The organism is Pseudonocardia sp. ICBG1142 (genome assembly GCF_020496255.1).
Taxonomy (GTDB): Bacteria; Actinomycetota; Actinomycetes; order Mycobacteriales; family Pseudonocardiaceae; genus Pseudonocardia.
Window position 1 is genome coordinate 1 of record NZ_JAHLJC010000045.1, and the last position, 11,176, is coordinate 11,176.

The window sequence follows — 11,176 nt, forward strand, 5'->3', positions numbered from 1 at the left end:
CACCGCGGCGATCCGCGGCAGCATGAACCGCAGGCCCGGCCCGGACTTCTGCACCTGCGCGACGACCGCGTCCCAGTCGGCGGGGGCACGTGGCGTTCGATCACCGGGAACAGGTCGCGCTCCTCGGCGTCGAGGTGCTCGTCGATCTCGTCGCGGACCACGGCCAGCCGGTCCGCGAGCAGCGTCGCCGCCCCCGCCCGGCCGGGTCCCTCGCCGCGGCGACGACTCCCGGACGCCCCGCCTCGCGCACGGCGGCCAGCAGCGGGTCGAGGCGGCCGTGGTCGTCGCTGAGCTCGGCCAGGTCGACGGCGTGTCCCCGCGTGCCGGGCGATCACCGGCCAGGCGATCTCGTCCTCGGCGGTGTGGTGGCCGTGGATCTCTCGGCTCCAGGTGTGCAGCCAGTCTTGCAAGAGCGCGGGCGCGCCGGTCCGGGCAGGACGCGCCGTCGGCGATCGCGCGGGCGGCGTCGGTGAGGCGGTGCAGGTCGGGCGCGCATGACGCGGTGGGCGAGGGTGATGCCGAGAGGTCGGCGGTACGGGTTGTCGCGGGCGGTGGTCACCGGGGGTCTCCTACGGGTTCGGGACGGTCGGTCTCTCGACACGCAGACCGTGCGCCCACCCGCTGGCCGGGGACTTGCACGTCACTTGCGCCACCGTTCGTCGGGTCTTGACCGGCGGCCAATCAAGAGTAGACCGGAGGTATCCCCACAGGGACCTCACAAGAGAAGGTGATGACGATGGCTGGGACCACTGGTCGTACCTGGCAGCGCTGGCAGGACTGGGCAGCCTCTCGTGATCGGTGTACTGACGGCCCTCTCGCCTCTCGTGACGACGACGAACGCCGCCGCTGCGGGGACGATGGTCGTACTGGCGTGGTGCTCGCCGCCACGTCGCTCTGGTCGCTCGCGGTGCCCGGCTCGGTGGCGAGCGGAGTGGGTGCACGGTGTACTCGGCGTGCTGCTGTTCCTCTGCCCCCTGGGTGATGGGCTACAGCGCGCTGCCGGGGCGTCGTGGACGTCCTGGGGTGGCGTGGGTGTCCTCGCGGGTGGTCGTGTCGTGGCGCCTCGGCGCTGCCCGCGGTGAACGCCGAGCACCGCACGCTCGCCGCGCACTGACCGCACCGACAGGGCCGACAGGGCGATCGATCCGACAGAACCGACCGTCCGACGGCCGGACGACCAGGTGAGGGGCCGCGACCCGCAGGGGTCGCGGCCCCCGCCGCGTCCGGGGGAGGATCGCACCGTGGACCACGAGCTCCGACCCGGACGCACCCGCCCGGGACCGCATCCTCGACGCTGCCGAGGGGCTGTTCGCCCGGCACGGGTTCGACGCGACGCCCACCTCGCGGATCGCCGAGCGCGCCGGAGTGCCGAAGGGCCTGGTGCACTACTACTTCCGCCGCAAGCCCGACCTTCTCGAGGCGCTCGTCGAGCGGCTCCCGCACCCGGTGCGCGGGGCGGACGTCGCCGTCGCCGGGGACGCACTCGCCGGGCTGCGGGCGTTGGTCGCCGCGCTGGACCGGGCGCTCGACGCGTCCTCGGTCCTGTCCCACCTGCTGTGGCGCGAGGCCGACACCCATCCCGTCGTCCGCGACGCGCTGCTGCGCCGCGCCGGTGAGCTGGAGGACGCGGTGCACGAGGTCCTCGCCGCCGGCGGCGGGGCGCCGGACCGGATCCGCGCCGCCGCGCGGCTGCTGGCCGCGGCGATCGGACACCGCTACGCCCTCGACCGGCACGGCGCCGACGACCGCACCGACATGGAGGCCGAGCTGTCCTTCGTCGCCGCGGGCCTGTAGCGCGCTCCCCGGGCGGGTCAGGGCCAGGGGCGCCAGGGGGCGCCGGACTCCTCGTAGCGCGGGACGGTGTGCCTGCGGTCGGCGAGCCGGTGCAGCGCGTGCGCCGTCCACGTCCGCCACCCCAGCAGGGCCAGCACCACACGATCAGCCCGGCGGTCAGCGGCCCCGCCCAGCCGAGCGGCCCCGAGCGTGACCGCGGCCTCACCAGCGGGCCGAGCAGCGCGAACCACCACGCCCGTGACCTGCGGGAGGCGGGCGTCGGCGAGCACGTCGACGGCGATCAGCCTGCGCTGCTCGCCGTCCGGCGTGCCCCGGATCGCAGCACCTTCCGTGCCGCGGCACGGTCGCGCACCAGCCCCATGTCCGGCCCCGCGGGCCGGGGCGACCCGCACCGGGATCCGCCCGACGCCGACAGCCACAGCAGCACACACACCGAGCAGGCTGAGCAGCCCGCCGACGACGATCGCGGCCAGCAGGTGGTCGGCCCGGGCGTGCACGTCGGTGGTGATCGAGTAGGACGACGCCGAACCACACCGCCGCGACCCCCGCTGCGACCCGGCCGAGGATGACGGCCCGCAGCGACGGCGGCCGCACAGTGTCGGCCACGGCCGGCCGGGTACGACGGCGGTGGCTGCGGCCGGCTGCCCGTCACGTAGGCCGTCGGCCCGGTCGTCGCCCTGACGTTCTCGGCCTGGTCGTTGTCGGCCCGGTCGTCGGTGCGGACCTCGGGTGCCCGGTGGGGCGGGCGGGGCCGCCACCGGGCCGGGTGTCCCCGGTGGCCGCACGGGCGGCGGGGACGCGGGCTCGTACGCGCCCCTGTCCGCCGATGCGCGGCGGAGGGGCCGGGGGACCGGGCGCGGGGGGGGAGCGGGGGCCGGCGTCGCGGTCGGCCCGGTCGCCGGTGTCCGGAGCACGCATGGCCGCGACGTTACCCGCGGGTTCGGACCCTCCGGCGGGGCGCCCGTCCCACGCGGCGGATGCGGCCCTCGGCGCGCCGAGCGACCAGAACGACCGCCGACCCGAGCCCGTCCCACACGGGATCCGGCTTCCGGCACGGGGTCCGAACCCGTGTCGCAAGCCGTATCCCGTGTCGCAGGATCGGGACTCGGTAGGGCTCGGCGTCGCGGGTGGTCAGGTTAGGCTTGCCTTTTGATCTGAGGAGGTTCGCCGTGCCGCGTCGCTGCAGCACCCCTGTCCGCCCGTTCCGTGAGCCGTCGTGGCGTTCTCGCCGGCGCCGCCGGCCTGCTCGTCCTCGCCGGGTGCGGCGCCCGGCCGCAGGACGGGCGGGGGGCGGGGGGCGCGGTCGCGGAGGGCTACCCGGGGTGACGGTGCGGCACGCACTGGGGGGAAACGGTCGTTCCCGGACCGGCCGCAGCGCGTGGTCACGTGAGCGCGGCGAACACCGACGTCGCGCTGGCGATGGGCGTCCTGCCGGTGGCGATCCCGCGCACCGTCTACGGAGGCGACGCCGAGGGCGTGCTGCCCTGGGTGCGCGCGACGCGATCACCGCGCACGGCGGCCCGTTCCCGCAGGTCATTGGCTCCGACGACCTGTCGGCGACGCCGATCGAGCAGGTCGCCGCGGCCCCCCGGACCTGGTGCTGGCCACGTACTCCGGGCTGAGCCGGGCGGAGTACGACCAGCTGTCGGCGATCGCCCCGACCGTCGCCTATCCCGACGCCCCGTACTCCACCGGCTGGCGGGACCAGACCCGCATCGCCGGTCAGGTGTGTTCGGGGATCCGGCACGGGCCCAGCAGCTGATCGACTCCACCGGGCAGCGGCTACGCACCGCGGCGCAGCGGTACCCGCAGCTGGCGGGAGCCACGTTCGTCTACACCGGAGGGATGGACGCCGGTGCGCTCGGGGTGTTCCGGGCGGGCGACGTTCGCGTCCAAGCTGGTCACCGACCTGGGGCTCACCCTGGCGCCCTACGTCGAGCAGAACGCCCCGGGCGGCGGGGAGGTCTACTACACCGTGAGCGGCGAGTTGCTCTCGCGCGTCGAGTCCGACCTGGTCATCGGCTTCTTCGCGACACAGGCCGAGGAACAGGCGTTCCGCACCGCGCCCGGCGTCCAGCTGCTGCCGGCGATGGCCCGCGGCGGGTTCGCCCCGGTCGTCGGCGCCGACCGGGTGGTGGCGAGCTCGGCGCCGTCGGTCCTGTCGATCCCCTGGGTGCTCGACGCCTACCTGCCGATCCTGGCCGAGGCGGCCGCCCGCTCGCGCAGCTGAGCCGGATCCCCCGGCTGCCGTAGTCGACACCTGACTATCGGTTATTCGTGCTGGTGACGCTAACGGGTGAACGGCCGTTGCGGGGCCCGTCCGTCCTCGTAGAGCAGCCGAGACCGTGTGCGACGGTCCAACGATCAACCATGGAGGTTGTGAGATGCGGAAGTCCGTTCGCGGTGCGCTCGTCGGTGCAGCGCTGCTCCCCCTGGCCGTCGCGGCGCCCGCCGCGGCCTTCGCCGGCGGCACCGGCTACGACGAGGGTGGCAAGGACAAGGGTCACTCGAAGCACGAGGGTGACAAGGACAAGGGTCACCAGAAGAAGTGGGACCACAAAGAAGCACGAGGACAAGAAGCACGACCTCGCGCTGCCGGCCCCGCTGGACAGCGTCGTCGACCTGGTCACCGGTGCCACCGGTGGCGAGCTCCCGTCGCTTCCGTCGCTGCCGGTCGGCTGACCGAACCCGGCCCCGTGACGGGCCGGTCCGGACCCCGAGGGGTGTCCGGACCGGCCCGTCCGTCGTTGCGGAGGCGGTCAGATCACCGGCGCCGGGTCCTCCGTCGGCTGGTCCCTGAGGATCGTGTCGCCCTTGACGAACCACGCGACACCGAACGCCAGGATCGCGACGGCCTCCAGCCAGAACAGGGTGTGGAACCGCTCGGCGACGGCGTCGGGCACCAGCGCCGCGTCCAGTGCGGCCCAGCACGAGGCAGGCCACGATCGTCGCGCCGCAGGACCCGGTAGACGACGTTGCGTGCGGCCTTGCCCGGGGTTCCGGACTCCCCGCGGGTGAACAGGGCCAGGCAGAACCAGGCCAGGCCCGCGAAGAACACCGTCGCCGCGGCCAGGTGCAGGTACCCGACGACGGTCGCCGCCGTCGTCGCCGCGCCGTCGGGCGGGTGGGCAGCAGGGCGACGGCGATGGCCGCCGTCCCGGTGACGTTGGCGAGCCGGTTGTCCGGCGGTCGTAGCGGTAGCAGTAGAGAGAAGACGCCGACTGCGCACAGCGAGCCGACGAACACGTCGCGCATCGGCGAGTAGTAGTAGCGGCTGATCGAGTCCCGCAGTCCGTCGCCGCGAGGGCCAGGTCGCCCCCCACCAGTACGAACGGGAGCAGGATCCCGATCACGCCGACGGCGCGCCGCAGACCCAGGTAGGACAGCACGGCACCGTCGGCACGCGAGGACATGACGAAGATCGTCGCAGAGCCGCCACTCGAACTTTCGTTCGATCCGGCGTAGCGTTCCCGAGGTGGACGTCGGCGGGCAGGCTTCGCTCTTCACCGCCGGGAGCGCGGCCCCGGCGTACCGGCACGAGCTCGCCGACGGAGCGTGGGTCGACGTCGCGGTCGGCTGGGTCCCCGACCCGGACGAGCTGTTCACGCTGCTGCGCGCGACCGTGCCGTTCCGCGGTCACCGCCGCGCATGTACGACCGCGTGGTCGACGAACCGCGCCTCACTCACCGCTGGTGCTGCCCGACGACACGGTGCCCCGCCGGCTGCGCGACATGGGCTGCACGCTGGGGCAGCGCTACGGCCACGCCTTCACCCAGATCGGCGTGAACCTCTACCGCGACGGCGCCGACGGCGTGGCCTGGCACGGCGACCGGGTCGCCCGTGAGCGGCCCGACGCCGTCGTCGCACTGGTCGCCCTCGGCGCGACGCGGCCGCTGCGGCTGCGCCCGACCGGCGGCGGCGCCTCGGTGTCGTTCCCGCTCGCCTCGGGGGACCTGTTGGTCATGGGCGGGACGTGCCAGCGGACCTGGCAGCACAGCGTGCCGAAGGTGGCGCGCAGCGGGCCGCGCATCAGCGTCCAGTTCCGGCACCTGTATCCGGGGATGCCGGCGGGCGGTGGGCCGACATAGTCTGCGTCGATGCAGCGCAAGATCGGCGTGATGGGCGGGACGTTCGACCCCGTCCACCACGGCCACCTCGTCGCCGCCAGTGAGGTGGCGGACCGCTTCGCCCTCGACGAAGTGATCTTCGTACCGACCGGGAGGCCGTGGCAGAAGAGCGCCCGCGACGTCTCGCCCGCCGAGGACCGCTACCTGATGACGGTCATCGCGACGGCGTCGAACCCGCGGTTCTCGGTCAGCCGCGTCGACGTCGACCGCGACGGTCCCACCTACACCGCGGACACCCTCGCCGACCTGCACACGACGCCATGCCCGACGCGCAGCTGTTCTTCATCACCGCCGCCGACGCGCTGCAGCAGATCCTGTCCTGGCACAAGGTCGACGAGCTGTTCCGCTACGCGCACTTCGTCGGCGTGACCCGGCCCGGGTACGAGCTGGCCGACGGGCACCTGCCCGAGGGTCGGTGACGACGGTGGAGGTGCCGGCGATGGCGATCTCGTCCAGCGAGTGCCGGGACCGGGTGGCCTCGGGGCGGCCGGTCTGGTATCTCGTTCCGGATGGGGTGGTGCAGTACATCTCCAAGCGCAGTCTGTACCTGAATCCGGACGTCTGACCTGCGGTTTCTCTGACGGGTACCCCCGCGGGTACAAATCCGGTACAAGATCACCTGACTCGGATGGTCAGCGCAGACCCGCACCGAGCGCGGTGTCGACGAGCGTCCGGGTGCGGTCCAGGGCGTCCGGCCACTCGTGCGCGTAGGTGTTCAGGGTGATCATCGGCGAGCTGAGGCGAGCCGCGCGCGGAGCTTCGTCGCGAGGCCGACGTAGAGCAGCCTCAGGCCCGACACTACGGGGTGGGGAAGACCCGGCAGAGCAGGCAGGATGGCAGGAGGCATCCACCAGGCGTAGAGCCCCGGAGCAGATGGCGCCAGAGCGCGGACGTCCTCGGGGTGGACCGGACTGTCGACCAGCGCGTCGATGACGGCCGCGATCGGTGGGGGAGCGGACGACATTGGGGCAGTCTGCCGAGCGTTCGCGCAGCGAGGTAGCTGTTCGTCAGCGCGTCCACCAACGGCGATAGACAGCGACAGTCGTTCGAGCAGGTTCACGCTGGTCGGGGCATGCTAGATCGAGAACGCCGCAGGTCCGCGGATCGCGCTGATTCGTTCCGGCTGAACGTCTGAAAGCAGGTCGAGTCGGACTCGCCTTCCGTGCGGACGACGGCGGGAGACGGTCAGGCGAACACGCGCGCGAGCCAGTTCGACCAGGCCTGCTCAGTGGCCTGACGGTCGATGTCGGCGTAGATGTAGTGGCCCACGGCCTGGGGCATGCCCATCGCCGAGTTGTCGTGGAAGCGGTACAGGCCGTCGTCTGTGCGCAGTGCGAGGAAGTTGACGAACGCGGGGGTAGGCGAAGTCGACCACCCCCTCAAGCGCGGGCAGACCCTGCGGGGTGAGGCGCAGTTGCTGCCCCTGTTCGAACGGCCCCTCGACGCCGAGGGCTTTCTCGAGGGTTGCCCACGAGTTCGGCGTCGCAGAGGAGGGCGGCCCCTGGGTGGTGACGAAGTTGGCGGGCCGTCCGGCGAAGTGCTTCAGGTACTCGGCCAGGGTGTGTAGGTACATGTCCCAGCCGTAGCCGGTCATCTCGCCGAAGTCGAACTCGGCCTCCCAGTCGTCGCCGAGGTAGCCGCTGTGGACGAAGGTGAGTGAAGTGGTGCTGTCGTCGTCGGCTGCAACGAGATATTCGAACGCATGGAAGGCGCCGTTCTCGGCCTCCGGAGTGCGTACGATCAGACGCTCGTTCTCAGTGGCCTCGACTCCCATCTCGTCCATCGCCTGGTAGGGATCCGGGGACCAGGCGGCCTGGCCCTCCGGGGTGGCGATCGCTCGCCACACCTGCTCGGGGGTGGCTTCAAGGACGACGGCCTTGCGGATCTCGAAGTTCTTGGACATGTTGGTGCTCCTTAGCGGTGGTGCCGGCGGGCTCTGGTGGGTCAGAGAGTGCTTCGGCGGGCGGTTGATGAGGTCAGCGGAGGTCGCCGTTGCGGTATCGGGGACGGCGGGGTGCAGGGCAATGACCAGGCGGTTGAGCTTGCCTGTTCCGGCCGTTCCTGGTTCCTGGCCGGTGTGATGCCTGGCCACCAGCTCGGTGACGACGGCGGCGAGCTCTTCAGTGAAGGCGGCCCGGTCCCCGCCGCGGAGGCGAAGCGGATCTGGCCGTCGATCGCGAAGGTCGCCACCGGCTTTACGCGCCCGCTGCGCCCTGCGAGCAACGTGCCGACGTCGCGCACGAGTCGGGATGCCAGGGCGAGCAGCCAGCGCGCCGAAAGCTGGTCCGGGGCGCGGCTCGGGTCGGGCTGGAGCCGCCCGAGCGCTCCGGGGGAGATCACGTAGGAGGCGGACGTAGCCTGCAGTATCCGCTCGGTGAAGTGCCTCGGCGCTCGGCCCGCTCCTCGACGAGTTCGACCAGGCCATGCTGCTCAAGGACTCTCAGGTGGTAGTTCACCTTCTGCCGGGGGATGCCGAGCCGGGCGGCGATGGTGGAAGCCGACCCGGCGGCTCGATCAGGTCCGCAAGGATCTGACGCCGCAAGGGGTCCAGCGATGCCTCCGCAGCGGCTGGGTCCTCGATGGTGCTCACTTCGGCATGCCCCCATCCTGGCCGTTGACAAATATTATTGTCAACGGTGGGCCTCGCGAGCGAGGGCGCTATCGGACCGCGCGGTACTCGGGCGATGCCTACGCTTACTGGCGAGACGAGACGATCGTTGTGAACGTCCAGGCTCAGACTGTCGCCTGCGGCTGGTCGGGGGGCTCGCGCTGACCAGCGCTCAGGAAACGTGGTGGCGGCATACAACAGCCCGGTACAAATCCGGTACAAACCAGCGCGGTCAGCGACGCCCAACGACGGCCGGCCACCACCACTGAGTTTGCAGGTCAGAGGTCGGATCGACGATGTTTCGGGTGGTCGGAGATCCGGTACAAGATCGCTCAACGCTGGAGGCGGTCGATCGTGCGGTCCAGCCACGCTATGGCTGCTGCGGTCTGTGAAAGCGCGTAGTCGACCTCGGCGAGGTGCGTCCACGGTTGACCCGAGTCGAGTGCTCGGGTGCTCGCGTGTGACGTCGGTGAGCCGTGTCGTGAGTCGCTCGCGTCGCCGGCGGAGGAGGAGGCAGGCCTCCTGTGTGTCGAACAGGCCGATGTAGGCAACTGCCTGGACGAAGTGGTCGTGATCCGGAGACGTGTCCTGAACCTGGGAGCGGACGCGGTTCCGTAGCTCGGCGAGTCCTTCCTCGGTGATCCGGTAGGTGGCGACGTCGTCGATCGAGTCAGGTCCGCCGAGCTCGACCCAGCCGATGTCGCCGAGTCTGACGAGCAGGTTGCGGACGGACCCCCGGCCGACCGAGAGACCCGAGGCGTCGAGCCGTCGCGGCAGTTCCTGGGACACGGCGTAGAGGTGGAGCGGCCGCTCGACGAGAAGGCCCAGCAGTGAGGTGATGGTCGGGTTGTCGAGCATCGACGCAGGCACGGGACGAGTGTAGTCTAAATAGACTACTGTGGCTCCATGCGGTGTGGCATCTACCCCGGCGGTCCGGTCGGCGGAGACGGCGAGATCATCGGCTCGATCCCCGACGAACCTCGGTCGATCGACTCGGCGCTCGCCTGTTTGCGTGGATCGAAGCCGTTCCACCTGCGGGCTTACGCGCAGTTCACTGACGACCGTGCAGCGGGTGACGTGCACATCCAGCATCCGCGGGCGCCCGGCCGGTACGTGGACGAGAACACCCGGCTCGACCTCGTTCTGCAATATCAGTCGGCGTCCGGCGACATCGCCGGGTTATGTGCCTTCGTGGCGCGCATGATCGCGGAGTACGGTCCGGTCCTCGGCGCCGTGCAGATCGGAGAGGAGGCGAACGTCACGGACAATCCGGTCCTGGACGGCGCGTACCCCCGGGTCCTGGAAGCAGTGGCGTCCGCGATCCTCGTGGCCAAGAAACTCGGCTCGCCGTTCCTGTCCCGATGTGCTGGTCGGGACCAACACCACCCAGCTCATCGCGGATCCGCACTTCTATCGACGACTGCTCGACAGCGTTCGTCCGGATGTCGCCGGGCATCTCGACTACGTAGGACTCGACGCTTCCCCGACGTGTTCGCGCCGCTATCCCCTGGCACTGACCCGGCCGCGGTCTGCACCTGGCTCCTCTCCTCGCATCGCACGGATTCACTCACCCTGCCGGTCTCGGTGACATGCCGCTGCATCTCACGGAGCACGGATGCCCGACGGGCCCGAGCAGGGACGTCGAGCGTCAGAGCGCCATGCTCAACGCCATGTTCGTCAGTGCTCTGCAGCCTGGTTCTGGCGTCACGTCCTACATGCATTTCAGCCTGCGGGACGCATCGGACGACGGATCGCTCTTCGGCGGGTTCGGCCTGATGACATCGGACTACTCGCCCAAGCCGGCGTTCCATCGCTATCGGCAGCTCATCGATGAGCACGCAACCAGCTTCTGATCAGTCGACGAAGGTGTGCATGGTGTGGGTCGGTCGTTGGTGCCATGGGTGCAAGGCTGTCATATTGAAGCGGCACCAGCACTTTTTCGTACCTGATACGGTCACCTTGAGGCTTATTCAGGCTCCGTCAGGTAAGTGTGTAGAAGATGAGTCCGATGACTGCCGAGATTGTCGTTTAAATGTGGCGTAGGCCGCCGGTAGTCTGTGTGGAGAAATTTCCACGTTTTGATATGGGCGATGACTCGTTCGACGGTGGTGGCGCGTGTGTGGTTGAGGCTCTTGTTGAATGTTTTTTGCCAGTCGAGAAGTTCCCGGCCGGGTGTGTTTTTTTGAACGGGGTGAGCATGCCGCGCCCGATGTATCCTTTATCGCCGATCGGGGGGTATGTGGCGAGGTGGTCGAGGGCGCCGGATGGTCGAGGCAATATAGGTCGTGTGTCGGGAGCCTGGGTCGGGTCGGAGATCCACGACAGCTGCCCGCAGGGTGGCTGCGACCTGGACGACGACGCCGGTGGTGCGATGCTTGCCCGACCACAGACCGGCACCGCGGCCCATGACCAGCAGGGAAGCAAGGTTCCATCGATGATGTACTGCCGATCGGCACGAAGCTCCTCTGCCGTCGGAACGACACTCCGCAGCGCCTGTGCCAGCAACGGTGTCACCCCCGTGATCGCTGACTAACCGTCGACTGCGACACCCCATAGGTTTCCGCCAACCTCCCACTGCGCACGATTCCGCGCAGATACGCCAACGTGATCACCACCGACCAGAACAACCCCAGAACCGGCGGCCAAG

9 protein-coding genes and 3 pseudogenes are annotated in these 11,176 nt (G+C 70.4%); 8 read left to right on the plus strand and 4 right to left on the minus strand.

Features of this window, described 5'->3' with window-relative positions; all coding sequences use genetic code 11:
- Positions 1-1,305 precede the first annotated feature (1,305 nt).
- Both KPL59_RS38085 and KPL59_RS34715 read left to right on the plus strand, forming a co-directional pair.
- Positions 1,306-1,365 (plus strand): annotated as a pseudogene (locus KPL59_RS38085) (TetR family transcriptional regulator); the annotation flags it as partial.
- Positions 1,366-1,794, plus strand: a complete 429-nt coding sequence (locus KPL59_RS34715) for a TetR/AcrR family transcriptional regulator (protein ID WP_374111715.1) — start codon at positions 1,366-1,368, stop codon at positions 1,792-1,794.
- A 17-nt stretch (positions 1,795-1,811) separates the two neighbouring features.
- On the opposite strand, the gene KPL59_RS34720 is transcribed toward KPL59_RS34715, so the two are convergent.
- A complete protein-coding gene (locus KPL59_RS34720) occupies positions 1,812-2,291 on the minus strand; it encodes a hypothetical protein (protein WP_226363315.1) in 480 nt (159 codons plus the stop codon).
- Between the two features lie 1,100 nt (positions 2,292-3,391).
- Here KPL59_RS34720 and KPL59_RS34725 point away from each other — a divergent pair.
- The 3 genes from KPL59_RS34725 to KPL59_RS34735 all read left to right on the plus strand — a co-directional run bounded on the left by KPL59_RS34725 (position 3,392) and on the right by KPL59_RS34735 (position 4,476).
- Positions 3,392-3,556 (plus strand): hypothetical protein, encoded by a 165-nt coding sequence (locus KPL59_RS34725; protein WP_226363316.1) that lies wholly within the window; start codon positions 3,392-3,394, stop codon positions 3,554-3,556.
- Positions 3,557-3,649: 93 nt separating this feature from the next.
- Complete coding sequence (locus KPL59_RS34730) at positions 3,650-4,024, plus strand: hypothetical protein (protein WP_226363317.1); 375 nt, start codon at positions 3,650-3,652, stop codon at positions 4,022-4,024.
- A gap of 290 nt (positions 4,025-4,314) precedes the next feature.
- Positions 4,315-4,476 (plus strand): hypothetical protein, encoded by a 162-nt coding sequence (locus tag KPL59_RS34735; RefSeq protein ID WP_226363318.1) that lies wholly within the window; start codon positions 4,315-4,317, stop codon positions 4,474-4,476.
- 77 nt (positions 4,477-4,553) lie between these two features.
- Here KPL59_RS34735 and KPL59_RS34740 read toward each other — a convergent pair whose 3' ends face one another.
- Positions 4,554-4,697, minus strand: a complete 144-nt coding sequence (locus KPL59_RS34740) for a hypothetical protein (RefSeq protein ID WP_226363319.1) — start codon at positions 4,695-4,697, stop codon at positions 4,554-4,556.
- A 789-nt stretch (positions 4,698-5,486) separates the two neighbouring features.
- On the opposite strand from KPL59_RS34740, the gene KPL59_RS34745 reads away from it, so the two are divergent.
- Positions 5,487-5,882, plus strand: coding sequence for an alpha-ketoglutarate-dependent dioxygenase AlkB (locus tag KPL59_RS34745; RefSeq protein ID WP_226363320.1), 396 nt, complete (start codon positions 5,487-5,489; stop codon positions 5,880-5,882).
- Positions 5,883-5,912: 30 nt separating this feature from the next.
- A pseudogene (gene nadD / locus KPL59_RS34750) lies at positions 5,913-6,486 on the plus strand (nicotinate-nucleotide adenylyltransferase).
- Positions 6,487-7,146: 660 nt separating this feature from the next.
- On the opposite strand, the gene KPL59_RS34755 reads toward nadD, so the two are convergent.
- Both KPL59_RS34755 and KPL59_RS34760 read right to left on the minus strand, forming a co-directional pair.
- Positions 7,147-7,824 (minus strand): SRPBCC domain-containing protein, encoded by a 678-nt coding sequence (locus KPL59_RS34755; protein WP_226363323.1) that lies wholly within the window; start codon positions 7,822-7,824, stop codon positions 7,147-7,149.
- 96 nt (positions 7,825-7,920) lie between these two features.
- A pseudogene (locus KPL59_RS34760) lies at positions 7,921-8,511 on the minus strand (ArsR/SmtB family transcription factor); the annotation flags it as partial.
- A gap of 1,607 nt (positions 8,512-10,118) precedes the next feature.
- On the opposite strand from KPL59_RS34760, the gene KPL59_RS34765 reads away from it, so the two are divergent.
- Positions 10,119-10,382, plus strand: a complete 264-nt coding sequence (locus KPL59_RS34765) for a hypothetical protein (protein ID WP_226363321.1) — start codon at positions 10,119-10,121, stop codon at positions 10,380-10,382.
- Positions 10,383-11,176: the final 794 nt, after the last annotated feature.

Bases quoted from the DNA above. Each gene is read 5' to 3' on its own strand.
- KPL59_RS34765 (WP_226363321.1), top strand. From the start codon at position 10,119: ATGCCGCTGCATCTCACGGAGCACGGATGCCCGACGGGCCCGAGCAGG.
- KPL59_RS34755 (WP_226363323.1), bottom strand. From the start codon at position 7,824: ATGTCCAAGAACTTCGAGATCCGCAAGGCCGTCGTCCTTGAAGCCACC.